This window comes from Streptomyces sp. NPDC051740, assembly GCF_044453165.1.
GTDB classification, from domain to species: domain Bacteria; phylum Actinomycetota; class Actinomycetes; order Streptomycetales; family Streptomycetaceae; genus Streptomyces; species Streptomyces atrovirens.
This window is the reverse complement of sequence record NZ_JBITCL010000036.1, coordinates 22,212-45,672: the sequence shown is the minus strand read 5'-3', so window position 1 is coordinate 45,672 and position 23,461 is coordinate 22,212. Positions and strand designations below refer to the sequence as shown.

Genomic DNA, 23,461 nt, shown 5'->3' with positions numbered 1-23,461 from the left:
GGCGAGCGCCGGTAAGCGAGACCGGCCCCCGCCCGGCGGCACGGCGGCCCCCGGGCGGCGACGCGCTCTTGATCGTCCCAGTAGGGTCGTCGCGTGAGTAACGGAGAGATCACGCTGACCGCGGGTGACGCGGAGGTGACCGTGCTGCCGGGGAACGGCGGGCGGGTCGGAGGACTGCGGGTCGGGGGCGTCGAGCTGTTGCGGCAGGGGGAGCGGTTCGGGTGCTTCCCGATGGTGCCCTGGTGCGGACGGACCCGCGACGGACGGTTCCGGGACGGCGCGACCGTGCACCAGCTGCCGCTCAACGCCCCGCCGAACGCCATCCACGGCACCGCCCGCGACGCCGCCTGGCGCACCGCCCGTACGAGCGCCGACGAGGCCGTGATGACGTACGACCTCGTCGAGCCGTGGCCGTACTCCGGGCGCGTCACCCAGCAGATCGCGCTGACCGGGGACTCCCTGACGCTGACGATGAGCGTGGAGACGTACGAGTCGTCCTTCCCGGCGCAGATCGGCTGGCACCCGTGGTTCAACCGCAGCCTCGGCGGCGAGGACGTGGCGATCGGCTTCGCGCCCGCCTGGCAGGAGGAGCGCGGGGACGACCACCTGCCGACCGGGCGGCGGATCGACCCGGAGCCCGGGCCGTGGGACGACTGCTTCGGGATGCCCGGCGGTGTCGACGTCACCCTCACCTGGCCGGGGCGGCTGGAGCTGAAGGTGACCAGCCGCGAGGAGTGGGTCGTGGTCTACGACGAGCAGCGCGAGGCCGTGTGCGTGGAGCCGCAGACCGGGCCGCCGAACGGGCTGAACACCCACCCGCGCCTGGTCACCCCGCTGGAGCCGCTGGAGGCCTCGACGACCTGGACCTGGACCCGCCTCTAAGCTGGCTGTCATGAGCGAAGTACGTGGCGCGCTGCTGCAGCAGATCAAGGACAAGGCCGTGGTGCACGGCAAGGTGACCCTCTCCTCCGGTCTGGAGGCCGACTACTACGTCGACCTGCGCCGCGTCACCCTCGACGGCGAGGCCGCCCCGCTGGTCGGGCAGGTGCTGCTGGACCTGACCGCGGAGCTGGAGTTCGACGCGGTGGGCGGGCTGACCATGGGCGCCGACCCGGTGGCGGCGAGCATGCTGCACGCCGCCGCCGCGCGCGGCCGGAAGCTGGACGCCTTCGTCGTACGGAAGGCCGCCAAGGCGCACGGGCTGCAGCGGCGCGTCGAGGGCCCGGACATCAAGGGCCGCCGCGTCCTCGTCGTCGAGGACACCTCCACCACCGGCGGCTCCCCGCTCACCGCCGTCGAGGCCGTGCGCGAGGCGGGCGCGGAGGTCGTGGCCGTGGCGACGATCGTCGACCGGGCGACCGGCGCCGCCGAGAAGATCCAGGAGGGCGCCGGGGTGCCGTACCTGTTCGCCTACGCCAAGGACGAGCTCGGCCTCGGCTGAGGCCACCGGGTCCGAGATCCCGCCGCATAACGACTTGACCTGCGCCGTCGACCGGCCGGACAAGTCTGGGAAGATGGCCCCGACAATGACGTCGCATCCAAGGTTCCAGGTCAGGGCCGACCGTACGCAGTACGCCACACCGCACGCATAAGGAGCGGACAGATGCCCATCGCAACTCCCGAGGTCTACAACGAGATGCTCGACCGGGCGAAGGCGGAGAAGTTCGCCTACCCGGCCATCAACGTCACCTCGTCCCAGACCCTGCACGCGGCACTGCGCGGCTTCGCCGAGGCGGAGAGCGACGGCATCGTCCAGATCTCGACGGGCGGCGCCGAGTTCCTGGGCGGCCAGCACAAGAAGGAGATGGTGACCGGCGCGGTCGCGCTCGCCGAGTTCGCGCACATCGTCGCCGAGAAGTACGACGTCAACATCGCCCTGCACACGGACCACTGCCCGAAGGACAAGCTCGACGGGTACGTCCGTCCGCTGCTCGCGGTGTCCGAGGAGCGCGTCAAGGCCGGCCGCAACCCGCTGTTCCAGTCCCACATGTGGGACGGCTCCGCGGAGACCCTCGCCGACAACCTCTCCATCGCCCAGGAACTCCTCGAGCGCGCCCGCGCCGCGAAGATCATCCTGGAGGTCGAGATCACCCCGACCGGCGGTGAGGAGGACGGCGTCACGCACGAGATCAACGACTCCCTCTACACCACGGTCGACGACGCGGTCCGCACCGCGGAGGCCCTCGGCCTCGGCGACAAGGGCCGCTACCTGCTCGCCGCGTCCTTCGGCAACGTGCACGGCGTGTACAAGCCGGGCAACGTCGTCCTCCGTCCCGAGCTGCTGAAGGAGCTCAACGAGGGCGTCGCCGCCAAGTACGGCAAGCCGGCCGGCTCGCAGCCGTTCGACTTCGTCTTCCACGGCGGCTCCGGCTCCACCCCGGAGGAGATCCTCACCGCGCTGGAGAACGGCGTCGTGAAGATGAACATCGACACCGACACCCAGTACGCGTTCACCCGTCCGGTCGCCGCCCACATGTTCCGCAACTACGACGGCGTCCTGAAGGTCGACGGCGAGGTCGGCGACAAGAAGACCTACGACCCGCGCACCTGGGGCAAGCTGGCCGAGGCGTCGATGTCGGCCCGCGTCCTGGAGGCCTGCCAGAACCTGCGCTCCACGGGCACCCGCCTCAAGTGACACCTCCTGGAGTGTGAGCCCGGCACCGCGAGGGATGCCGTCGGCGAATCCGTCGGACGCCCGCCAGGCGCCCGTCCCGGCACCATGAGGGGAGCGTTTCTCCCGGCGAAACACCGCGTAAGCGGCGTCGGACCGGGAGAAACGCTCCCATCACCGAACGGTGACGGGATTCGCCAGCGGTATCCGCATGCGGTGCCGGGCTCCTTCCGTATGCTCGCCGTATGCCCGACGTCCGGCTGGCCTCACCGCAGGGCAAGTGGATCCTGCTCACCACGGTCCTCGGCTCCAGCATGGCCCTGCTCGACTCCACCGTGGTCAACGTCGCCCTCCCGCGCATCGGCCGCGACCTGGACGCCGACCTCGCCGCACTGCAGTGGACCGTCAACGCCTACATGGTCACGCTGGCCGGGCTGATCCTGCTCGGCGGGGCGCTGGGCGACCGGTTCGGGCGGCGGAAGGTGTTCGTCGTCGGCGTGCTGTGGTTCGCCGCGGCCTCCCTGCTGTGCGGCATCGCCCCGAACGCCGGCGTCCTCATCGCCGCCCGCGCCCTCCAGGGCGTCGGCGGCGCGCTGCTCACCCCCGGCTCGCTCGCCCTCATCCAGGCCTCCTTCCACCCCGACGACCGGGGCCGCGCGGTCGGCCTGTGGTCCGGCTTCGGCGGCATCGGCGCGGCCGTCGGCCCGTTCGTCGGCGGCTGGCTGGTGGACGGGCCCGGCTGGCGCTGGGTCTTCCTGCTCAACGTGCCGCTCGCCCTGCTGTGCGCCCCCGTCGCCGTACGCCACGTACCGGAGTCGACGGGCGGGCGGGCCGAGGGCCGGTTCGACGTCCTCGGCGCCGCGCTCGGCGCGATCGCGCTCGCGCTGGTGACGTACGCCCTGATCGAGGCCGAGCAGGGATCCCTCCTGGTCGCCGTCTCCGCGGTCGCCGGTCCGGCCGCCGCGGTCGCCTTCGTGCTGGTGGAGAAGCGCCGCCCGCATCCGATGATGCCGCTCGACATCTTCGCCTCCCGGCAGTTCTCCGCCGTCAACGTGGTCACCCTGTGCGTGTACGCGGCCTTCGGCGGGTTCTTCTTCCTCGCCGCGCTCCAGCTCCAGGTCGTCGTCGGCTGGTCCGCCCTCGCCGCCGGTACGGCGCTGCTGCCGACGACCGCCCTGATGCTGCTGCTCTCCGCCCGCTCGGGTGAGCTGGGCGACCGGATCGGCCCGCGCATCCCGCTCACCGTAGGACCGCTGCTGTGCGCCGCCGGGATGCTGCTGATGCTGCGCGTCGGGCCCGGCGCCTCGTACGCCACCGAGGTGCTGCCCGCGCTGCTGGTGCTCGGCCTCGGCATGGTCACCCTGGTCGCACCGCTCACCGCGACCGTCCTCGCCTCCGTGGACACCGCGCGGGCGGGCCTGGCCAGCGGCGTCAACAACGCCGCCGCCCGCGCGGCCGGCCTGGTCGCGGTGGCCGCGCTGCCGCTGCTCGCCGGGATGGGCCCGGAGGCGTACCGGCTCCCCGACGCCTTCGACGACGCGTTCCGGCGGGCGATGGTGCTGTGCGCGGGCGTCCTGGTGGTGGGCTCCGCCATCGCCTTCACGACCGTGCGCCGCCCGGCACCCGACTGCCCGCACCCCGAGTGCCACACCCACGGCAGCGTGGCGGTGCCCCCGCTGGAGGCGGGGGAGGAGGACGGGAGCCGGTCCCGCTGATGTACGAGACTGGACCCATGTCGATTCACGAAAACCTCCTCGGGGGCCCGCCCCCGACCCACCTCCCCGACGACCCGGGCCCGCGCGAGCTGCTCGCCTCCGGCGCCACGCCCGCCGACGTCGCGGCCCGGTACCCCACCTCCTCGCTGGCCTGGGCCCGGCTGGCCGACGAGGCCTTCGAGCGGGACAGCGTCGTGGAGTCGTACGCGTACGCCCGTACGGGCTACCACCGCGGACTGGACGCGCTGCGCCGCAACGGCTGGAAGGGCCACGGCCCGGTGCCGTGGGAGCACGAGCCCAACCGCGGCTTCCTGCGCGCCCTGCACGCCCTCGCCCGCGCCGCGCAGTCGATCGGCGAGCAGGAGGAGCACGAGCGCTGCGCGCAGTTCCTGAAGGACTCCTCGCCGACGGCGGCCCAGGTCCTGGGCTGACCGGCTGACCGGCTGACCGGCTGACCGGCTGACCTGTGATGTCTCCGAGGCCCGTCCGTGAGCGGGCGGGCCTTGCGGTCGTGGGGGACGATTGCGCAGGATGCACCGTGGGGACCGGGGCCCCCGTGCCGGTAACGGCAGGGGCGGACCGCTACCCGGAGTACATGTACAGGAGACAGCGATGTCCCACGAGGCTCACGAGCAGCCCGAGACCCCGCATCTCGACTTCGAGGGGACGACCCCCTACGAGGACTACGTCAAGGCCGATGTCCTCACCCATCTGCAGCACACCCTCTCCGACGATCCCGGAGAGATGGTCTTCCTGGTCACCACCCAGGTCATGGAGCTGTGGTTCACCGTCATCGTCCACGAGTGGGAGACCGCGGCGAAGGCGCTGCGCCAGGACGACATCCCGGTCGCGGTCGACGCGCTGAAGCGGTCCGTACGGGAACTGGAGGCGCTGAACGCCTCCTGGAAGCCGCTGGGCGGGCTCACCCCGGCGCAGTTCAACTCCTACCGCGGCGCCCTCGGCGAGGGCTCCGGATTCCAGTCGGCGATGTACCGGCGCCTGGAGTTCCTGCTCGGCGACAAGTCCGCGTCCATGCTGGTCCCGCACCGGGGCGCGCCGCGCGTGCACGCCGAGCTGGAGAAGGCGCTGCACGAGCCGAGCCTGTACGACGAGGTCCTGCGGCTGCTCGCCCGGCGCGGGCACGCCATCCCCCAGGACGTGCTGCGGCGCGACGTGTCACGGAGGCACGAGCCGTCGGCGGAGGTGGAGGCGGTCTGGACGGCCGTCTACGCGGGCGACGAGCGGGACGAGGTCGCCCGTCTCGGCGAGGCGCTGACCGATGTCGCCGAACTGGTGTGGCGCTGGCGCAACGACCACCTGGTCGCCACCCGCCGCGCGATGGGCGCCAAGACCGGCACGGGAGGCTCCGCCGGGGTGGCCTGGCTGGAGAGGCGGGCGCAGAAGAGCGTGTTCCCCGAGCTGTGGACGGCGCGGTCCTATGTCTGAGCTCGCGATGAAGGCGGAGAAGCTGGACGCCTCCGACGAACTGGCCGCCAAGCGAGTCGAGTTCGTACTCGACGACGTGGTCTATCTCGACGGCAACTCACTGGGCGCGCTGCCCGCCGCCGTGCCCGGCCGGGTCGAGGACGCGGTGCGCCGGCAGTGGGGCGAGCTGCGCATCCGGTCCTGGACCGAGGGCGGCTGGTGGACGGCGCCGGAACGGATCGGTGACCGGATCGCGCCGCTGGTCGGCGCGGCGGCCGGGCAGACCGTGGTCGGTGACTCGACGAGCGTCAACGTGTTCAAGGCACTGGTGGGCGCGGTACGGCTGGCGCGGCTGACCGGCCCGGAACGGGACGAGATCGTGGTCGACGCGACCACCTTCCCCACGGACGGCTACATCGCCGGGTCGGCGGCCCGGATGACCGGGTGCACGCTGCGTCCGGTGGCCCCGTCCGAGGTGCCGGACGTGCTCGGTGACCGTACGGCCGCCGTGCTGCTCAACCACGTCGACTACCGCAGCGGCCGGCTGCACGACCTGCCGTCGCTGACGGCCGCCGTGCACGCGGCGGGGGCGGTGGTGGTCTGGGACCTGTGCCACAGCGCGGGCGCGCTGCCGGTCGGCCTGGACGAGCACGGCGTGGACCTGGCGGTCGGCTGCACCTACAAGTACCTGAACGGCGGGCCCGGCTCGCCGGCGTTCCTGTACGTGCGCGCGGACCTGCAGGACCGCTTCGACTCCCCGTTGCCGGGGTGGAACTCGCACGTCGAGCCCTTCGGGATGCGTTCCGCGTACGAACCGGCGGCGGGCGCGGTGCGCGGGCGGGTCGGCACCCCGGACATCCTCTCCATGCTCGCCCTGGAGGCGGCGCTGGAGGTCTGGGACGGGGTGACGGTCGAGGCGGTGCGCGCCAAGTCCCTCGCGCTGACGGACTTCTTCCTGGAGTGCGTCGGGGAGTACGTCCCCGAGGGCGGGGTCGAGTGCGTGACGCCGCGTGCGCACGGGGAGCGGGGCAGTCAGATCGCCCTGCGCTGCCCGGACGCCGGTGAGGTGATGAAGCGGCTGATCGAGCGGGGCGTGGTCGGGGACTTCCGCCACCCGGACGTGCTCCGGTTCGGCTTCACCCCGCTGTACGTCGGCTTCGCGGACGTGGAGCGGGCGGCGCGGGTGCTGGCGGAGGTGCTGGCGTAGCCCTCCGGGGCCCGGGGGGGGTGACGTCGTACGGTGACGCCCCCGGGTCCGCTGACCGAGCGTGACATCCGCATGTCGGCGTACGTGGGCGTGCTGATACCGTCCCGGCCGAACGGCCGCGTTCCCGTCGGACCGTCACCCGTGTTCTGTCGCTGAGAGGTTGGAGCAATGACGGACGACGTCGCAGCCGCCCGGGCCGCCGCCGAGGAGGAGTCGGCCTTCTCCCACCAGCCCGTGGACCCCGACGCCACGGCGGCCTACGGCGACGACCCGGACCAGGTCGTCGACTTCTACGCGCCGCGTGCGGAGGGCGGGCCCGCGCCGGTGGTGGTCGTGCTGCACGGCGGTGCCTGGCGGGCGTCGTACGACCGGCGCCACATCAGCCCGTTCGCCGCCTTCCTGGCCGGGCGGGGGTTCGCCGTGGCCAGTGTCGAATACCGGCGCGGGGCGGGGGAGCCGGGCGGTGGTGATCCGGTCGCGGGGCGGTGGCCCGACACCTTCGACGACGTCGCCGCCGCGATGGACGCGCTGCCGGGGCTGATACGGGAGCGGGTGCCGGGGGCCGACCCGCGGCGCGTCGTGCTCACCGGTCACTCGGCCGGTGGCCACCTGGCGCTGTGGGCCGCCGCGCGGCACGTCCTGCCGGCCGGTTCCCCCTGGCGGACGGACGAGCCCGCGCCGCTGCGCGGTGTGGTCGCCCTCGCGCCGATCGCGGACTTCGAGGTCGCCGACAAGCTGGGTGTGTGCGAGGGTGCGGCGCGGCAGTTGCTCGGTGGCGACGATCACTTCGCCGAGCGCCGGCCGCACGCCGACCCCGGGCTGCTGCTGCCCACCGGGATCGCCACGACCCTGGTGCAGGGGCGTACCGATGACGTGGTTCCGCAGGCGGTCGCCGAGGCGTACGCGGAGGCGGCGGCGAAGGCGGGGGAGGTGGTGGGGGTGACGTTGCTGGAGGACGTGGGGCACTTTCCGCTGATCGATCCGGGGGCGGACGCGTGTGCGGTGGTGGCGGAGGAGATCGCCCAACTGGCTTGGTGAGCCTGGGTCGGGCCTCGGCCCGGTCATACCCGTAGTACCTGAGAGCTACCCCGCAGGTGAGTCCTCCGGCGGGACGCGGGTTACCCGCGACGCTCCGTAACTTCCCTTTCCGGTAAGCCCGATGGGCGGGCGGAGGGGGGTACGGCCATCATGGTGCGCGGGCGTGGAGGGGAACCGGCGTCGGTGTGGGCCGGGGGTGGGGCGCACGGTCCGGTGCTTGCGGGGTGCTCCGCGTCGGAGTCGGCCGGGGGATGTTCGCGTGGCCCGGCGCTTGCGGGGTGCCTCCCCCACTCTCGGCTTCGCTCGAGCGGGGGGACCCCCATCGCCCACTCGTGCCGCCCCAGCGGCACGACTGCCCGCGGGAGCGGTGGCGTGGCTGCCCGCGGGAGCGGCGGGGGTGGTGGCGCGGGCGTCCGCAGGGATGGCGGGGACGACGGTACGAATGCCCGCGGGTCGAGCGGATCACGCGGGTCGCGGGGTTTGCGTGGGTCGCGTGGGCCACGGGTTCTGCGTGGGGTGCTCGCGGTGCTTGTCGCCGAGGCGGTTGCCGTGCCGTTGGCCGGGGCGGCTCGGGCGCGGGTGCCCGCGCCGGTGCCTGCCGTGGTCGCGGTGCCGTCCGCGGCGAGCCTCGACTCGGTCTACGCCGCCAACCGGGCCAACGCCGAGGAGGCCGCCCGTATGGCCGCCGAGTACGGGGACCGGCGGCGGGCCGGGGCCGATCGTGCGCTGGCCGGGCGGCAGTTGCTGGACTTCGACGGGCGTGGGGAGGGGCTGGTCACCGAGGTTCTCGGTGATCTCGCGCACGCCGACCGTGTCGCCGTCCTCGTTCCCGGTTCCGACACCGGCATCGACAGCTACGGGCGGTTCCGTGCCGCCGCCCTCGCCCTGCACGAGCGGCTCGGTCCGCGGGCCGCCGTCGTGGCCTGGCTCGGCTACGAGACCCCCGCCACCGTCAGCGCCACCGTCGCCACCACCGACCGGGCGGAGGAAGCCGCCCCCGAACTGCGGCGGCTCGTCGGCGACCTGCGTGACGTCGCCGGACCGCGCGCCCGCGTCTCCCTCCTCTGCCACTCCTACGGCTCCGTCGTCTGCGCCGAGGCCGCCGACGGCCTCGACGTCGACGACATCGCCCTCCTCGGCAGCCCCGGCACCGGCTCCGACACCGCGGCCGGCCTGCGCGCCCGGGCCAGGATCTGGGCCGCCCGGGGCGCCGACGACTGGGTCGGGAACGTCCCGCACCTCAGCGTGGACCTCCTCGGCACCACCGTCGGCTTCGGCACCGACCCCGTCTCCCCGGCCTTCGGCGCCCGGGTCTTCGCGGCCGGCGACGGTGGCCACGGCGACTACTTCGCCCCCGGCTCCACCTCCCTGGCCAACCTCACCCGGATCGTCCTCGGCGAGACCCGGGCGGTGACCTCGTGAGCCGCCTCACCACCGCGATACGCGGTGCCGCCGGACGCGTCGACGCCGCCACCCCGGACCACCGCGACCGTGCCGTGGACGCCCTGCGCGCCGGCGCCGTCCTCGGTGTCGTCCTCGGCCACTGGCTGGTCACCGCCCTCGTCGCGGACGGCCGCACCCTGCGCACGGCCAGCCCGCTCCAGCACCTGCCGTGGCTGGCGCCCGTCTCCTGGGCGTTCCAGACCCTCGCCGTGTTCTTCCTGGTCGGCGGGCATGTGGCGACCCGCGGGTACGCCTCCTCCCGCGCCCGCGGCGTCCCGTACCACCGCTGGCTGCACGGCCGGCTGGCCCGGCTGTTCGCACCGGTCGCCGCCGTCCTCGTCCTGTGGACGGTCGTCACGACCGCCCTGCTGCTCTCCGGCGCCGAGTACGCGACCGTCCGCACGCTGGTGAAACTGGCCCTGTCACCGCTGTGGTTCCTGCTGGTCTTCGCCGCCCTCACCGCCGCGACCCCGCTGCTCACCCGGCTCCACCCGCTGTGGCCGCTCGCCGTCGTCCTCCACGTCGACCTGCTCCGCTTCGGCCTCGGCGCCCCCGACCGGCTCGGCTGGCTGAACCTGGCGGCCGGCTGGCTGGTGCCGTACACCCTGGGCGCGGCCTGGACACGCGGCGAGCTGGAGCGGCGTAGGACCGGCTGGGTTCTTCTCCTCTCCGGTACGGCCGTCACGGCCGCGCTCGTCGCCCGGGCCGGCTACCCGGCGTCGATGGTCGGCGTTCCGGGCGCCGGGGTGTCCAACCTCAACCCGCCGACGCTGGCCGCCGTCACCTTCGGCCTCGCCCAGTGCGGGCTGGCGCTGCTGCTGCGGGACCGGCTGCGCACGGCGATGCGGCGTCCCGTCGCGTGGGCGGCGGTGGCGCTGGTCAACCTCTCCGCGATGACGATCTTCCTCTGGCACCAGACCGCCCTGATGGCGACCACCGCCACCGGCCTCCTGGCCGGCCGTCTCCCCGGCCTGCACACCGTCCCCGACGGCCTCGGCTGGGTCGCCGCCCGGCTGGTGTGGCTGCCGGTGTTCGTCCTCGCCCTCGCGGCCTGCCGGTCGGCGTTCCGGTCCTGGGAGCGGGCGGGCGGCGGGCGGCGCGGGCGGTCCCGGGTGGTCCGTACCCACCGGCCGAAGACGGAGGACGTACGGCATGTCTAGGCTGAACCGCGTGGCGGACATGGGGGTGGAGCTCGTCCGGCGGTGGCTGGGGGTGCTGCGGGGCGACCTGTTGACGGCCCGTGCGGACCCGTTGCCCCCGTCCGTGTGGCTGCGCTGGGTACCGCACGGAATCGTGTGCCTGGCCGCGTTCGGTGTCTTCCTCGGCGACCTGGCCCAGCTGAACGACCACGGAGGACTGGAACTCGGGCTCGCCCTGCTGATCGCGCTCGGGCAGAGCACCGCGATGGTGCTCGCGCTGCGGCAGCCGGTGCCGGCGTGGTGGCTGTCCCTCGGGGCCACGGTGCTCGGGGCGATGGTGGTGCGTGCCCGGATGGAACCCGGCGAGTACGCGTTCACCTGGCCCTGGACCGCGGCCGGGCTGATCGCCCACCTGTTCGTCCTGCTGCTGCTCGCCCTGCGGGTCCGCACCCGCGTCTCGGTCGAGGTCCTGGCCCTGACCTCCCTGATCACCTACGCCCTCCAGGGGCTGATGGGCGGGCGGAACTACCAGCCCACCGGCCAGACCGCCGTTCCCCTGTTCATCGTCGCCGTCGTCCTCGGCGTCGCCCTGCGCGGCCGCCGCGAGGCCCGCGCCGAACTCGGCCGGCAGACCACCCTCACCGCCGAGGAACGCGCCCGCCGCACCCTCCTGGAGGAACGCAGCCGGATCGCCCGCGAGCTGCACGACGTGGTCGCCCACCACATGTCGGTCATCTCCATCCAGGCGCAGGTGGCCCCGCACCTGGTCCAGGACCCGTCCGACGAGCTGCGGGAGAACCTCGCCGGCATCCGCCAGAACGCCGTCGAGGCGCTGACCGAACTGCGCCGCGTCCTGGACGTGCTGCGCTCCGAACACCCCGCCCCCGGCGAGCGCTCGGACGCCCCGCAGCCCACCCTCGACCGTCTCGAATCGCTGGTGGAGAACACCCGCGCCGCCGGACTGACCGTGACCACCGGGACCACCGGGGAGCACCGCCCGCTGCCGCCCGGCGTGGAGCTGTCGGCGTACAGGATCGTGCAGGAGGCGCTGAGCAACGTGCTGCGGCACGCGCCCGGCGCGACCGCCCACGTCACCCTGGCCTACGATCCGCGGGGGCTGCGGGTGACGGTCGTCAACACCGGCCCGACCCGGGAGGCACCGCCGTCCGCCGGCGCCGGACACGGGCTGCTCGGCATGCGGGAACGGGCCGTCATGCTGGGCGGCCGACTGACGGCCGGTCCCTGGACCGGGAAGGGCTACAAGGTCGACGCCTACCTCCCGGTCTCCGCCCCGCCCGCCACCGACCCCCCTCCCCAGGACGGCACCGCATGATCCGCGTACTGATCGCCGACGACCAGCAGATGGTCCGGCAGGGCTTCACCGTGCTGCTGAACGCGCAGCCCGACATCGAGGTCGTCGGCCAGGCGGTGAACGGGGTGGACGCGGTCGAGCGGGTCGCCGAACTCGCCCCGGACGTCGTCCTGATGGACATCCGCATGCCCGAACTCGGCGGCATCGAGGCCACCGCCCTCATCACCACCGCCACCCCGGACGTCAGGGTGCTCGTACTGACCACCTTCGACCTCGACGAGTACGTGTACGAGGCGCTGCGCGCCGGGGCGTCCGGGTTCCTGCTGAAGGACGCCTCCGCCGACCAGCTCGCCGAGGCGGTACGGGTGGTGGCGGCCGGGGACGCCCTCCTCGCGCCCGGCGTCACCCGCCGGCTGATCGCCGAGTTCTCCCGGCTGGACGCCCGCCCCCGGGGCCCCCTCAAGCAGCGCGTGGGGGACCTCACCGAACGCGAGACGGAGGTGCTCGCGCTGATCGCGCAGGGCCTGTCCAACGCGGAGATAGCGGTACGTCTGGTGGTGGCCGAGCAGACCGTGAAGACGCACGTCGGCCGCATCCTGGTGAAACTGGGCCTGCGGGACCGCACCCAGGCGGCGGTGTTCGCGTACGAGTCGGGGCTGGTCCGCCCCTCCGGGTACTGACGGGTGCCCCGGCGCGCGGCCCGCGTAGTACCTGAGACGGATGCCCGGGAACCCGTCTCGGCGGGGACGACCGCCCTCACCCGGTCGGCCTACCGTGTGAGCGTGACCGAGACGACGCACCAACAGCCCCCGGCCGCCCCGCGCGGGGCCGGGGCGGGGACCCGCAGCCCGGAGTACCGGGCGGCCCGGAGCGCCCTGCACGGGCTGCGCCAGGACCTGTTCCGCGACCCCTTCGCCTACCGCCCGCTGCCGCCCCGGCGCACGGACGGCCCGTTCGTCCGCCGGCTGCCCGCCCGGCTGCGGTCGGCCGCGCAGCACATCCCGCACGCGGTGGTGGGGGTGCTGGCGCTGATCGCCCTGATGGCCGGCGCGCTGTCGGGCGGCCTGCCCGGCGGGGACGTGCCGGCCCTGCTCACCGGCGTGCTGTGCGCACTCCCGGTGCTCGCCACACTCGTCCGGCCGGTCGGCGCGTTCTGGCTGTCCCTCGCCGCGACCCCGGTGGCCGCGATCATCAACGGTGGCGGAGGGGACTGGCCGTGGATGCCCGGCGCGTTCGTCTGCCACCTGACCGTGCTGGTCGTCGTGGCGCTGCGCACCCGGCCCCGCACCGCCGCCTGGATGTGGGTCCTGACCGCCGCGTACGCCTTCCTCTCGGACGTCTTCTTCGGCGGGTCGTACTACTACACGAACAGCGGGCCCATGATGGTGACGTCCGCGTTCGCCCTGCTCGTGGTCTGTCTCTGGCACGTCCGCCGCACCGCCCAGCAGGAGGTGACCGCCCAGCAGACCGTCACCGCGCACGAACGCTCCCGGCGCACCCTGCTGGAGGAGCGCACCACCATCGCCCGCGAGCTGCACGACGTGGTCGCCCACCACATGTCGGTGGTCGCCATCCAGGCCGAGGCCGCGCCCTACCGGGTGGAGAACCCGCCGCCGGAGCTGGAGCGCGCCTTCGTCACCATCCGGGAGAACGCGGTGGCCGCCCTCACCGAGCTGCGCCGCATCCTGGGCGTGGTCCGCGCCGAGGACTACGAGGCCCCGGACGCCCCGCAGCCCACCCTCGCCGACCTGGACGCGCTGCTGGTCAACGTGCGCGACGCGGGGTCGCGGGTGGAGAAGGTGGTGACCGGCGCGGTGCGGGAGCTGCCGCAGGGGGTGGAGCTGTCGGCGTACCGGATCGTGCAGGAGGCGCTGAGCAACAGCCTGCGGCACGCGCCCGGCGCGGGCGCCCGCGTGGAGATCGGGTACGTCCTCGGCGGCCTCGGCGTGCGGGTCGTGAACGACCCGGCCCCGGAGCCGAACCTGATCAAGCCCTCGCCCGGAGCCGGCCACGGCATCACCGGCATGCGGGAGCGGGTCACCATGCTGAACGGCGAGATGACGGCCGGCCCGACGGACGACGGCGGCTACGAGGTCGCCGTGTTCCTGCCGGTCGCCACGGTGAACGAAGGTGACGCATGACGATCCGTGTCCTGATCGTGGACGACCAGATGATGGTGCGCGAGGGCTTCTCGGTCCTGCTGGGCGCGATGCCCGACATCGAGGTCGTCGGCGAGGCCGTCAACGGCCGGGAGGCGGTGGAGCGGGTCCGCGAGCTCACCCCGGACGTCGTCCTCATGGACATCCGCATGCCCGAGCTGAACGGCATCGAGGCGACGCGGGAGATCGTCGCCGCCGACGGCACGGCGAAGGTGCTGGTGCTCACCACCTTCGACCTCGACGAGTACGTCTACCAGGCGCTGCGCGCGGGCGCCTCCGGCTTCCTCCTCAAGGACGCCTCCGCCCGACAGCTCGCCGACGGCGTACGGATCGTCGCGGCAGGGGAGGCGCTGCTCGCCCCGACGGTCACCCGGCGCCTGATCACCGAGTTCTCCAAGCTGTCCGAGGGCCCGCGTCCGATGCCGTCCGCGCAGGCGGCGTACGGCGACCTCACCGAGCGGGAGACGGAGGTGCTGGTGCTGATCGCGCAGGGCCTGTCGAACGCGGAGATCGCCGGGCGGCTGGTGGTCGCCGAGTCCACGATCAAGACGCACGTCAGCCGCATCCTGGTGAAACTGGGCCTGCGCGACCGCACCCAGGCGGCGGTGTTCGCCTACGAGGCACGGCTGGTCACCCCCGGCTGACCCTGGCCAGGGGGCGGGGTGCCGGGCTAACGTCCGTTCATGGCAGCCCTTCCCGACCTCGCGTTCGACCCGTGGGATCCCGCGTTCGTCGCCGACCCGTACCCCGCCTACGCCGAGCTGCGGCAGCAGGGCCGGGTGCGGTACTTCGAGCCGACGGGCCAGTGGCTGGTCGCGCACCACGCGGACGTCTCGGCGCTGCTGCGCGACCGGCGCCTGGGACGGACGTACCAGCACCGCTTCACCCACGAGGAGTTCGGCCGCACCGCCCCGCCGCCGGAGCACGAGCCGTTCCACACCCTCAACGACCACGGCATGCTCGACCTCGAACCGCCGGACCACACCCGCATCCGCCGCCTGGTGTCGAAGGCGTTCACCCCGCGCACGGTGGAGCGCCTCAAGCCGTACGTCCGTGATCTCGCGGACGACCTGGTGTCCGCGCTGGTCGAGGCGGGCGGCGGCGACCTGCTCAAGGACGTCGCCGAGCCGCTGCCGGTCGCGGTGATCGCCGAGATGCTCGGCATCCCGGAGTCCGACCGGGCCCCGCTGCGCCCCTGGTCGGCGGAGATCTGCGGCATGTACGAGCTGAACCCGCCGGAGGAGACGGCGACCAGGGCCGTCCGGGTGTCGGTCGAGTTCTCCGACTACCTCCGCGAGCTGATCGCCGAGCGCCGCAGGAACCCGGGCGACGACCTGGTCTCGGGCCTGATCGCCGCCCACGACGAGGACGACGACCGGCTCACCGAGCAGGAGATGATCTCCACCTGCGTCCTGCTGCTGAACGCGGGCCACGAGGCCACCGTGAACTCCACGGTCAACGGCTGGTGGGCCCTGTTCCGCCACCCGGACCAGCTCGCCGCCCTGCGCGCGGACCACTCCCTGGTCCCCACGGCGGTCGAGGAGCTGATGCGCTACGACACCCCGCTCCAGCTCTTCGAACGCTGGGTCCTCGACGAGATCGAGATCGACGGCCGGGTGATCCCGAGGGGCGCGGAGATCGCGATGCTCTTCGGCTCCGCCAACCACGACCCGGCGGTCTTCACCGACCCGTCCCGCCTGGACCTCACCCGCCGCGACAACCCGCACATCTCCTTCAGCGCCGGCATCCACTACTGCATCGGCGCACCACTGGCCCGTATCGAGCTGGCGGCGTCGATGACGGCGCTGCTGGAGAAGGCGCCGACGCTGCGGCTCGCGGCGGAGCCGCGGCGGAAGCCGAACTTCGTGATCAGGGGGCTGGAGGGGCTGGCCGTGGAAGTCGGCCGGTGATCACCCGTTCGGCTGATCATGGTGCCGATTCGCCCTGGCGCCCGTCCACGGCCCGGCAGGCTGGTGAGCGCCTGCGAAGGAGGGCACCATGACGGTCATGACGCAGCACATGGCTCAGATGTCCGTGGAGGAGTTCGAGGAGCTCGCTGCCCACGTGGCCAAGAGGTTCGACGCCGTCAGGTTGGAGTTCATCAACGGACGGGTCGGGATCAAGGGCATGACGGACGGCAACCACAGCGAGGTCATCCGGTGGCTGCAGGAGTGCTTCCTTCTGACAGGTAGCGGCCTGTGGCTCTACGGAGGCGGGGAGCTGGGACTGAGGATCGAGAAGTACCGCAAGGGCCGGGCACTCCCGGACGCGGTGCTCGCTCCTCGCGGGACGTTCGCCGGGAAGGGGGACTGGGCCGAAACGCAAGGCGTGATCATGACGGTCGAGGTCACGTCCTACGACTCGGACACCCACCGTCGGGACCGTGAGGAGAAGCCCGCCGGGTACGCCGACGCCGGGATTCCGTACTACCTGCTGATCGACCGCGACGACTGCTCCGTCACGCTCTTCAGCGTTCCCGTTCCGGGCGAGGGATACAGCAGCACGGTGCGGAAGTCCTTCGGCCAGAAGCTTTCCCTGCCGGAACCGCTCGGCATCGAACTCGACACCGAGGAGCTCAAACAGTACGTGGATTGACGCGACGTCATGTCGTCATGTCCCGGCGCCGCAGCCCGGCCAGCCCCGCCGCCACCAGGGCCGCCGCGAGAGCCGTGAGGATCAGCACCGGGGGCCACTCCATCCCCCCGCCCGGCAGCTTCGGCAGATGACCGAAGGGCGACAGGTCCAGCACCGCCCGCGGCACGTCCAGCACCGGACCGACCCAGCCGATCAGCAGCACCGCACCGGCCACGCCCCACGCCGCCGGCGCCGCCCCGGGCGCCAGCCCGTACAGCAGGACCGCGACCCCGCCGATCACCCACACCGCCGGAACCTGCACCAGGCACGCGCCCAGGAGCGGGCCCGCCCGCCCACCGTGGCCGAGGGCGAGACCGGCCCCCGCGAGCAGCATCAGCAGCACCGCCCCGCCGAACGCCACCAGCAGATGCCCGGCCGCCCACCGCAGCCGTCCGACGGCCCCCGCGAGGACCGGTTCGGCCCGCCCCGAGGTCTCCTCGCCGTGCAGCCGCAGCACCGACGCCACGATGAACAGCGCGGCCACCAGCCCCAGCATCCCGGCCATCGCCGCGAGGAACGCGTCCGTCAGTTCCGACTGACCGCCCATCCGCCGGAAGATCTCCCGGGCGCCCTCGTTGTCGCCGACCAGATCGGCCGCCCCCTCGGCCATCCCGCCGTACACCAGCCCCGCGAGCAGGAACCCGACGCTCCAGCCGAGCACACCGCCCCGCTGCAACCGCCGGGCCAGCGCCCCCGCACTCCCCAGCCGCCCCGCGGCCGGTCCCGGCCGGCTCGGCAGGAAGCTCATGCCGAGGTCCCGGCGGCCGGCGAGCGCGTACGCCACCGCCCCCTGGGCCAGCACCGCCCCCGCGAACAGCCCCAGCACCCACCACCGTTCACCGGCGAAGGCCCGCAGGTTCGTCAGCCAGCCGAGCGGTGACGCCCAGGTCAGCGGGGACGAACCTCCCCCAGAGCCGAAAGCCTGGGAGGTGCCCCCATCGGTCGCCGAGTCGCCCGCCGCGCGCAGCACGAACGCCGCCCCGAGCACCGCCGCCGTCAGCCCCCGCGCGAGCCGCGCGCTCTCCGTCAGCTGCGCCACGATCGCCGCCATCGTCGCGAAGACCATGCCCACGCCCGCGATCCCGAGCCCGAACGCGAGCGCGCCCGCCGCACCCTGCCCGGCCAGTCCCGCCGTCACCAGCAGCGCCAGCACCCCGTTCGCGACGGCCGCCGCGAGCAGTGCCGCCGTCAGCGGAGCCCTGCGCCCGACCATTCCGGACGCCACCAGCTCCTGACGCCCGCTCTCCTCCTCGTCCCTGGTGTGCCGTACGACGACCAGCAGACCGGCCACGGCGGCCAGCGCCCCCGCGTACACCCCGGCCCGCCAGGCGGTCAGCGCGCCTAGGGAGTCGCCGAAGACCGGGCCGACCATGGCCCGCAGCGAGGAGTTGGTGGCCATCTGGCCGACCAGGTCGGCGCGTTCGGCGGGAGTGCCGTACAGGCCCTTGAGCGTGCTCGGCATGGACAGCACCATCAGCGCGTTCACCGCGACCCAGACCGGGATCATCACCCGGTCCCGGCGCAGCGCGAAGCGCAGCAGGATGCCGGTGCCGGCGAGTCGGCGCGAGCTCGTGGGCCGTACGGCGAAGACGGCGGCGCTCATCGGGCACTCGCCCCGCTCCCGGCGGCCTCGTCCTGGTAGTGCCGCAGGAACAGCTCCTCCAGCGTCGGCGGGGTGGACGTCAGCGACCGCACGCCCGACTCGCTCAGCGAGCGCAGCACCGCGTCCAGCCTGTCGGTGTCCACCTGGAGCCGCACCCGGTGCCCCCGCACGTCGAGGTCGTGCACCCCGGGCAGTCCGGCGAGCCCGTTCGGTGGCCCGGCGAGTTCGGCGCTCACGCTCGTCCGGGTCAGGTGCCGCAGCTCGGCGAGCGAACCGCTCTCCACGGTCCGCCCCTTGCGGATGATGCTGACCCTGTCGCACAGCTCCTCCACCTCGCTGAGGATGTGCGAGGACAACAGCACGGTGCGCCCGCGCTCCCGCTCCTCGGCCACACAGCGCTGGAAGACCTCCTCCATCAGCGGGTCCAGGCCGGACGTCGGCTCGTCGAGGATCAGCAGGTCGACGTCGGAGGCGAACGCGGCGACCAGGGCGACCTTCTGCCGGTTGCCCTTGGAGTACGTGCGGCCCTTCTTCGTCGGGTCCAGCTCGAACCGCTCGACCAGTTCGGCGCGGCGGTGCGGGTCCAGGCCCCCGCGCAGCCTCCCGTACAGGTCGATGACCTCGCCCCCGGAGAGGTTGCGCCACAGCGTCACGTCGCCGGGGACGTAGGCGATACGGCGGTGGATCTCCACGGCGTCCGTCCACGGATCCCGGCCGAGTACCCGGGCGGTGCCCGAGTCGGCGCGCAGCAGGCCGAGCAGGACGCGGAGGGTGGTGGACTTCCCGGAGCCGTTGGGGCCGAGGAAGCCGTGGACCTCGCCGGTCCCGACGCTCAGGTCGAGACCGTCCAGTGCGTGGGTCCGGCCGAACGACTTGTGCAGCCCGGACACGGTGATGGCCTTCGTCATGCTTCGGAACGTACGCTTCTTTCAGAAATTTATGAAGTTAAGGAAGCGTATGAATAATGGCTAGACTGATCCGTGGCACCTGAGCAGGGGAGATGAGCGGATCATGGCGGAACCGAGCGGGGCGGCCCGGGACCCGGAGGCGGTCTCACGGTTCGTGGAGCACTTCGCGGCGCAGCTGGTGGAGGCGGGCATGCAGCGCATGCCCGCCCGCGTCTTCGGTGCCCTGCTCGCCTCCGACGCCGGGGTCATGACCTCCGCAGAGCTGGGCGAACAGCTCAAGGTCTCACCGGCCGCGGTCTCCGGCGCGGTGCGCTACCTGTCCCAGGTCCACATGGTCTCCCGCGAGCGCGAGCCCGGCTCGCGCCGTGAGCGGTACCGGGTCCACGGCGACCAGTGGTACGAGGCCCTGACCAACCGCGAGGCCGTCCTCAAGCGCTGGGAGGACGCCCTCCGCGAGGGTGTCACCGGCCTGGGCGCGGACACCCCGGCGGGCCGCCGGCTGGCGGAGACGCTGGCCTTCTTCGAGTTCGTGGAGAAGGAGGTCGAGGCGATGATGGGGCGCTGGCGGACGTATCGGGAGGAGCGGTTCGGGGCAGGGTAGCCGATCCGCTACGCCGAGTGGTGGCTGGTCCGTCTCAAGGGGAGGGCGCATCATGACAGTCATGGCAGAGCGACCGATGACAAGCGGCACCGGGCCCGACAACTTCGAGGAGCTGTTGGAGCTTCTCGACGACCTGACCGACAAGGTCCTGACGTACGGAAAGGCGGGCGTCCCCGTCTACCTGCTCCTCGACATGCAGGAGGAACAGGCCACGGTCTTCTCGATGCCCTCGGCCAAGGGGTACGAGTCCCGCGAGACCAAGCCGTTCGGCGAGAAGGTGTCGATCCCCCAGCCGTTCGACTGCGTGCTGGACACGACCGGCTTCAAGGCTCCCTGAGACGGGCGCTACCGCACCGGCACCGTCAGCCCCCAGGCCTCCTCCCGCACCTCCCACGTCCGCGTCCGCACCGGCCCCGACACCGCTCCGTCCGCCCGGTAGCGGAAGTGCGCGCCCGACACGGTCACCGTGCGGGCCTCCGCGACCAGCGGGGCCGCCTCCGACGCCGTACGGACCTCCACCCGGGCCGTCCCGGAGGCGCCGGGCGCGACCGAGACACCCTCCACCGGCTGCCCCAGGTCGACGAGCGTCTCCCCGTCGACCTCCACCCGCAGCCGCGTCGGCCCCGCCCCGGGGGCCGGGGCGGCCCTGGACGGCCGGGCGGGCGCCAGGGTGTGTATGAGGGACCGGCAGGTCCGCATCCAGGGACGCCCCGCCCCCTCGGCCTCCTCCCGCGCCCGTGTGACGCCCCCGAGCGGCGGGATCCGCAGCGCGCCGAGCACCACCCCGTCGCTGTCGTCCACCAGCAGGTCCATCCGCCGCTCCGCCCCGTCCAGCACCGCCCGCGCCGCCGCCACCGCACCCGCCGGCACCCCCAGCGACCGGGCGAGGGAGACCGCGCCCCCCACCGGCACCAGCGACAGCGCGCAGTCGGCCAGCTCCCGCTGCCGGTGCAGCAGCGCCACCGCCCGCACCAGGGCCCGGTCGTCGCCCACCACCACCGGCCGCCGCGACCCGCGCCGCGCCAGTGCCCGCGCGAACTCCTCCGGACCGTCCGGCAGACACACCTTCGTGCCCGCCGCACCCGCGCCGATCACGTCCTTCGCGATCCGGACGGACTCGCCGTCCGCCCGTCGGGCGACCGGATCGATGACCACCAGGAGCTGATCGGACGTCGCGGAAAAGGTCCTGGAAGTCGCCACCTCGGCCATGCCTCGCTTCCTCGGGTAGCATCTTTGTGCAAGAGCCCCTTGCGCTATTGCGCCAGGGGCTTCGTCTATTCCGGGGCATCCGGTCCGACGGTTGGCGGCCAACGACGGCCGCGGTGTACGTGGCGGAAACCCACCGCGTACGCCCTCGACCATGGACATGCCCCGCCCGGAAGGGGTGTACGCGCGTGCCCGCACTTGTGCTGCTCGGTGCTCAGTGGGGTGACGAAGGCAAGGGAAAGGCGACGGACCTGCTCGGTGGTTCCGTCGACTATGTGGTGCGCTACCAGGGCGGCAACAACGCCGGCCACACGGTAGTCGTGGGTGATCAGAAGTACGCCCTCCACCTGCTCCCTTCCGGGATTCTCTCCCCCGGCTGCACGCCGGTCATCGGCAACGGCGTCGTCGTCGACCCGTCGGTCCTGTTCTCCGAGCTGAGCGGGCTGAACGAGCGAGGCGTCGACACGTCGAAGCTCCTGATCAGCGGAAACGCTCACATCATCACGCCGTACAACGTGACGGTGGACAAGGTGACCGAGCGCTTCCTCGGCAAGCGCAAGATCGGCACCACGGGCCGGGGCATCGGCCCGACCTACGCCGACAAGATCAACCGTGTCGGTATCCGCGTCCAGGACCTGTACGACGAGTCGATCCTCACCCAGAAGGTCGAGGCGGCCCTCGACGTCAAGAACCAGATGCTCACCAAGTTCTACAACCGGCGCGCGATCGCCGTCGACCAGGTGGTCGAGGAGCTGCTGGGCTACGCGGACAAGCTCGCCCCGTACGTCGCCGACACGGTGCTGGTGCTGAACCAGGCGCTGGAACAGGACAAGGTGGTCCTCTTCGAGGGCGGCCAGGGCACGCTGCTCGACATCGACCACGGCACGTACCCCTTCGTCACCTCGTCGAACCCGACCGCGGGCGGCGCCTGCACGGGCGCCGGCGTGGGCCCGACGAAGATCAGCCGGGTCATCGGCATCCTCAAGGCGTACACGACCCGCGTCGGCGCGGGACCGTTCCCGACGGAGCTGTTCGACGAGGACGGCGAGGCGCTGCGCCGCATCGGCGGCGAGCGCGGTGTCACCACCGGCCGCGACCGCCGCTGCGGCTGGTTCGACGCGGTGATCGCCCGCTACGCCACCCGCGTCAACGGCCTCACCGACTTCTTCCTCACCAAGCTCGACGTCCTCACCGGCTGGGAGCGGATCCCGGTCTGCGTGGCGTACGAGATCGACGGCAAGCGCGTCGAGGAACTGCCTTACTCGCAGACGGACTTCCACCACGCGAAGCCGGTCTACGAGATGCTGCCGGGCTGGTCCGAGGACATCAGCAAGGCGAAGTCCTTCTCCGACCTCCCGAAGAACGCCCAGTCCTACGTCAAGGCCCTGGAGGAGATGTCCGGCGCCCCGATCTCCGCGATCGGCGTGGGCCCGGGCCGTACCGAGACGATCGAGATCAACTCGTTCCTCTGAGTTCTCCTTCCGGAGGGCCCGGAGATCCGATGGGATGGCCGGTGCGGTGACCCCGGACCGGCCGTCCCGCTCGGGGGAGGCACCCCCTGTGTCCGTCGTGAGGGAAGCGGGATGCTGCTGAGATTCCGGTGGCCAACGTCCGGTCCCTGCGCGACGAGCAGGAACTGTCGTTCGTCGCGCCCGAGGACGACGAGAACGAGCGGGCCACCGCGCGCGAGACGGAACTCTCCGACGGCCGGCGGCTCCCCGTCCACACCGTCCCCGGCGTCTTCGGCGCCAACGCCTCCGGCAAGTCGAACCTGATCGCCGCGCTGCGGAACATGCGCCGCTGCGTACTGCGCTCGTACGCCGACTGGACCTCGTACGACGGCATCCCCCGCGACGAGTTCGCCCTCGACCCCAAGGCCGCCGACGAGACGTCCCTGTACGAGGCGGACTTCGTCCTCGCGGACGGGGTGCGCTGGACGTACGGATTCGAGCTCGGGCAGCGCAGGGTGGAGGCCGAGTGGCTGTACGCCTACCCCAAGGGCGCACAGCTCGTCTTCACCGCCCACGATCTTTCTCTTCTGCGGACCCCGGGCGGGGGTCGGCTGCTGCATCCGGGCCAGATCTGGCTCACCGAGAAGGACGACCGCGGAGCCACGAGCCTGACCTCGGTCGCCGACTGGGATCCGACGGCGGAGGAGGACCTGATGTCGTCCTACCTCGCCGGGTCCTTCGGGGCCGTACCGAAGGTGTCGGAGGGCCAGGCCGGCCGACGGCCGCTGCGTACGGGGCCGGCTCGGTAGACACCGCCACCCTCATCGTGCCGGAGAACAAGCGACCCGACTGTCGCAAGCCTGTGGTGGGCGGCGGAGGAGTTCACCGGCCGTAGAGGCGGATCTTCCGCGTGTGGGCGGCACGCCGATCAGGGGGTGTCGCCCACACGGCCGCAGACCACTCGTACCCCTTCGTCTTCCTGATGCCTGCGGGTACCGTCGACAACACA

Annotated in this window: 22 protein-coding genes and 1 pseudogene; 20 read left to right on the top strand and 3 right to left on the bottom strand. The window is 72.8% G+C overall.

Going from position 1 to position 23,461, the window contains the following annotated elements; all coding sequences use genetic code 11:
- Positions 1 to 93 precede the first annotated feature (93 nt).
- From ACIA6T_RS34180 to ACIA6T_RS34105, 16 genes are all read left to right on the top strand, one after another.
- Complete coding sequence (locus ACIA6T_RS34180) at positions 94 to 882, top strand: aldose 1-epimerase (protein ID WP_399450402.1); 789 nt, start codon at positions 94 to 96, stop codon at positions 880 to 882.
- A gap of 10 nt (positions 883 to 892) precedes the next feature.
- Positions 893 to 1,441, top strand: coding sequence for an orotate phosphoribosyltransferase (gene pyrE / locus ACIA6T_RS34175; RefSeq protein ID WP_399450401.1), 549 nt, complete (start codon positions 893 to 895; stop codon positions 1,439 to 1,441).
- 162 nt (positions 1,442 to 1,603) lie between these two features.
- Positions 1,604 to 2,635, top strand: a complete 1,032-nt coding sequence (gene fbaA, locus ACIA6T_RS34170; RefSeq protein ID WP_399450400.1) for a class II fructose-bisphosphate aldolase — start codon at positions 1,604 to 1,606, stop codon at positions 2,633 to 2,635.
- A gap of 221 nt (positions 2,636 to 2,856) precedes the next feature.
- Positions 2,857 to 4,326: an MFS transporter gene (locus tag ACIA6T_RS34165; RefSeq protein WP_399450399.1), complete on the top strand. Its 1,470-nt coding sequence runs from the start codon at positions 2,857 to 2,859 to the stop codon at positions 4,324 to 4,326.
- Positions 4,327 to 4,343: 17 nt separating this feature from the next.
- The gene (locus tag ACIA6T_RS34160; protein WP_399450398.1) at positions 4,344 to 4,757 is read left to right on the top strand and encodes a DUF3151 domain-containing protein; all 414 of its coding nucleotides are present in this window, start codon (positions 4,344 to 4,346) and stop codon (positions 4,755 to 4,757) included.
- 181 nt (positions 4,758 to 4,938) lie between these two features.
- The gene (locus tag ACIA6T_RS34155) at positions 4,939 to 5,772 is read left to right on the top strand and encodes a tryptophan 2,3-dioxygenase family protein (protein ID WP_399450397.1); all 834 of its coding nucleotides are present in this window, start codon (positions 4,939 to 4,941) and stop codon (positions 5,770 to 5,772) included.
- A complete protein-coding gene (gene kynU / locus ACIA6T_RS34150) occupies positions 5,765 to 6,958 on the top strand; it encodes a kynureninase (RefSeq protein WP_399450396.1) in 1,194 nt (397 codons plus the stop codon). Before ACIA6T_RS34155 ends, kynU begins: the two co-directional genes overlap by 8 nt.
- Before the next feature lie 168 nt (positions 6,959 to 7,126).
- Positions 7,127 to 7,996 carry an alpha/beta hydrolase gene (locus ACIA6T_RS34145; protein WP_399450395.1) on the top strand — a complete coding sequence of 290 codons (870 nt, stop codon included), beginning with the start codon at positions 7,127 to 7,129 and terminating at the stop codon, positions 7,994 to 7,996.
- 480 nt (positions 7,997 to 8,476) lie between these two features.
- Positions 8,477 to 9,418 carry an alpha/beta hydrolase gene (locus ACIA6T_RS34140; RefSeq protein WP_399450394.1) on the top strand — a complete coding sequence of 314 codons (942 nt, stop codon included), beginning with the start codon at positions 8,477 to 8,479 and terminating at the stop codon, positions 9,416 to 9,418.
- Positions 9,415 to 10,599, top strand: a complete 1,185-nt coding sequence (locus ACIA6T_RS34135) for an acyltransferase (protein WP_399450393.1) — start codon at positions 9,415 to 9,417, stop codon at positions 10,597 to 10,599. The genes ACIA6T_RS34140 and ACIA6T_RS34135 overlap by 4 nt, the downstream gene beginning before the upstream one ends.
- Positions 10,592 to 11,911 (top strand): sensor histidine kinase, encoded by a 1,320-nt coding sequence (locus ACIA6T_RS34130; protein WP_399450392.1) that lies wholly within the window; start codon positions 10,592 to 10,594, stop codon positions 11,909 to 11,911. The genes ACIA6T_RS34135 and ACIA6T_RS34130 overlap by 8 nt, the downstream gene beginning before the upstream one ends.
- Positions 11,908 to 12,570, top strand: a complete 663-nt coding sequence (locus tag ACIA6T_RS34125; RefSeq protein WP_399450391.1) for a response regulator — start codon at positions 11,908 to 11,910, stop codon at positions 12,568 to 12,570. The genes ACIA6T_RS34130 and ACIA6T_RS34125 overlap by 4 nt, the downstream gene beginning before the upstream one ends.
- A gap of 102 nt (positions 12,571 to 12,672) precedes the next feature.
- On the top strand, positions 12,673 to 14,031 hold the full coding sequence (locus tag ACIA6T_RS34120; protein WP_399450390.1) for a sensor histidine kinase: 1,359 nt from the start codon (positions 12,673 to 12,675) through the stop codon (positions 14,029 to 14,031).
- Positions 14,028 to 14,693, top strand: a complete 666-nt coding sequence (locus ACIA6T_RS34115) for a response regulator (protein WP_399450389.1) — start codon at positions 14,028 to 14,030, stop codon at positions 14,691 to 14,693. The genes ACIA6T_RS34120 and ACIA6T_RS34115 overlap by 4 nt, the downstream gene beginning before the upstream one ends.
- Before the next feature lie 39 nt (positions 14,694 to 14,732).
- Complete coding sequence (locus ACIA6T_RS34110) at positions 14,733 to 15,959, top strand: cytochrome P450 (protein WP_399450388.1); 1,227 nt, start codon at positions 14,733 to 14,735, stop codon at positions 15,957 to 15,959.
- A gap of 88 nt (positions 15,960 to 16,047) precedes the next feature.
- Positions 16,048 to 16,644, top strand: a complete 597-nt coding sequence (locus ACIA6T_RS34105) for a Uma2 family endonuclease (protein WP_344559826.1) — start codon at positions 16,048 to 16,050, stop codon at positions 16,642 to 16,644.
- Between the two features lie 7 nt (positions 16,645 to 16,651).
- Here the strand turns inward: ACIA6T_RS34105 and ACIA6T_RS34100 are convergent, their stop codons facing one another.
- Both ACIA6T_RS34100 and ACIA6T_RS34095 read right to left on the bottom strand, forming a co-directional pair.
- Positions 16,652 to 18,286: an ABC transporter permease gene (locus ACIA6T_RS34100; RefSeq protein WP_399450387.1), complete on the bottom strand. Its 1,635-nt coding sequence runs from the start codon at positions 18,284 to 18,286 to the stop codon at positions 16,652 to 16,654.
- The gene (locus tag ACIA6T_RS34095) at positions 18,283 to 19,194 is read right to left on the bottom strand and encodes an ATP-binding cassette domain-containing protein (protein ID WP_399450386.1); all 912 of its coding nucleotides are present in this window, start codon (positions 19,192 to 19,194) and stop codon (positions 18,283 to 18,285) included. Before ACIA6T_RS34095 ends, ACIA6T_RS34100 begins: the two co-directional genes overlap by 4 nt.
- 103 nt (positions 19,195 to 19,297) lie before the next feature.
- Here ACIA6T_RS34095 and ACIA6T_RS34090 point away from each other — a divergent pair, with 103 nt between their 5' ends.
- Both ACIA6T_RS34090 and ACIA6T_RS34085 read left to right on the top strand, forming a co-directional pair.
- A complete protein-coding gene (locus tag ACIA6T_RS34090) occupies positions 19,298 to 19,795 on the top strand; it encodes a GbsR/MarR family transcriptional regulator (protein WP_399450385.1) in 498 nt (165 codons plus the stop codon).
- A 127-nt stretch (positions 19,796 to 19,922) separates the two neighbouring features.
- Positions 19,923 to 20,132: pseudogene (locus ACIA6T_RS34085) on the top strand (Uma2 family endonuclease); the annotation flags it as partial.
- 8 nt (positions 20,133 to 20,140) lie between these two features.
- Here the strand turns inward: ACIA6T_RS34085 and ACIA6T_RS34080 are convergent.
- Positions 20,141 to 21,004 (bottom strand): diacylglycerol kinase, encoded by an 864-nt coding sequence (locus tag ACIA6T_RS34080; protein WP_399450384.1) that lies wholly within the window; start codon positions 21,002 to 21,004, stop codon positions 20,141 to 20,143.
- Positions 21,005 to 21,189: 185 nt separating this feature from the next.
- Here ACIA6T_RS34080 and ACIA6T_RS34075 point away from each other — a divergent pair, with 185 nt between their 5' ends.
- Together ACIA6T_RS34075 and ACIA6T_RS34070 are read left to right on the top strand one after the other, a co-directional pair.
- Complete coding sequence (locus ACIA6T_RS34075) at positions 21,190 to 22,473, top strand: adenylosuccinate synthase (protein WP_399450383.1); 1,284 nt, start codon at positions 21,190 to 21,192, stop codon at positions 22,471 to 22,473.
- Between the two features lie 128 nt (positions 22,474 to 22,601).
- On the top strand, positions 22,602 to 23,261 hold the full coding sequence (locus tag ACIA6T_RS34070; RefSeq protein WP_399450382.1) for an ATP/GTP-binding protein: 660 nt from the start codon (positions 22,602 to 22,604) through the stop codon (positions 23,259 to 23,261).
- The last annotated feature ends 200 nt before the right edge of the window (positions 23,262 to 23,461 follow it).

What these genes read in the sequence shown, in the direction of transcription:
- ACIA6T_RS34125 (WP_399450391.1), top strand. Translation starts at nt 11,908, where the DNA reads ATGATCCGCGTACTGATCGCCGACGACCAGCAGATGGTCCGGCAGGGC.
- ACIA6T_RS34145 (WP_399450395.1), top strand. Translation starts at nt 7,127, where the DNA reads ATGACGGACGACGTCGCAGCCGCCCGGGCCGCCGCCGAGGAGGAGTCG.
- ACIA6T_RS34165 (WP_399450399.1), top strand. Translation starts at nt 2,857, where the DNA reads ATGCCCGACGTCCGGCTGGCCTCACCGCAGGGCAAGTGGATCCTGCTC.
- fbaA (WP_399450400.1), top strand. Translation starts at nt 1,604, where the DNA reads ATGCCCATCGCAACTCCCGAGGTCTACAACGAGATGCTCGACCGGGCG.
- ACIA6T_RS34095 (WP_399450386.1), bottom strand. Translation starts at nt 19,194, where the DNA reads ATGACGAAGGCCATCACCGTGTCCGGGCTGCACAAGTCGTTCGGCCGG.
- ACIA6T_RS34090 (WP_399450385.1), top strand. Translation starts at nt 19,298, where the DNA reads ATGGCGGAACCGAGCGGGGCGGCCCGGGACCCGGAGGCGGTCTCACGG.
- ACIA6T_RS34110 (WP_399450388.1), top strand. Translation starts at nt 14,733, where the DNA reads ATGGCAGCCCTTCCCGACCTCGCGTTCGACCCGTGGGATCCCGCGTTC.
- ACIA6T_RS34130 (WP_399450392.1), top strand. Translation starts at nt 10,592, where the DNA reads ATGTCTAGGCTGAACCGCGTGGCGGACATGGGGGTGGAGCTCGTCCGG.
- kynU (WP_399450396.1), top strand. Translation starts at nt 5,765, where the DNA reads ATGTCTGAGCTCGCGATGAAGGCGGAGAAGCTGGACGCCTCCGACGAA.
- pyrE (WP_399450401.1), top strand. Translation starts at nt 893, where the DNA reads ATGAGCGAAGTACGTGGCGCGCTGCTGCAGCAGATCAAGGACAAGGCC.
- ACIA6T_RS34115 (WP_399450389.1), top strand. Translation starts at nt 14,028, where the DNA reads ATGACGATCCGTGTCCTGATCGTGGACGACCAGATGATGGTGCGCGAG.
- ACIA6T_RS34160 (WP_399450398.1), top strand. Translation starts at nt 4,344, where the DNA reads ATGTCGATTCACGAAAACCTCCTCGGGGGCCCGCCCCCGACCCACCTC.
- ACIA6T_RS34105 (WP_344559826.1), top strand. Translation starts at nt 16,048, where the DNA reads ATGACGGTCATGACGCAGCACATGGCTCAGATGTCCGTGGAGGAGTTC.
- ACIA6T_RS34080 (WP_399450384.1), bottom strand. Translation starts at nt 21,004, where the DNA reads ATGGCCGAGGTGGCGACTTCCAGGACCTTTTCCGCGACGTCCGATCAG.
- ACIA6T_RS34155 (WP_399450397.1), top strand. Translation starts at nt 4,939, where the DNA reads ATGTCCCACGAGGCTCACGAGCAGCCCGAGACCCCGCATCTCGACTTC.
- ACIA6T_RS34100 (WP_399450387.1), bottom strand. Translation starts at nt 18,286, where the DNA reads ATGAGCGCCGCCGTCTTCGCCGTACGGCCCACGAGCTCGCGCCGACTC.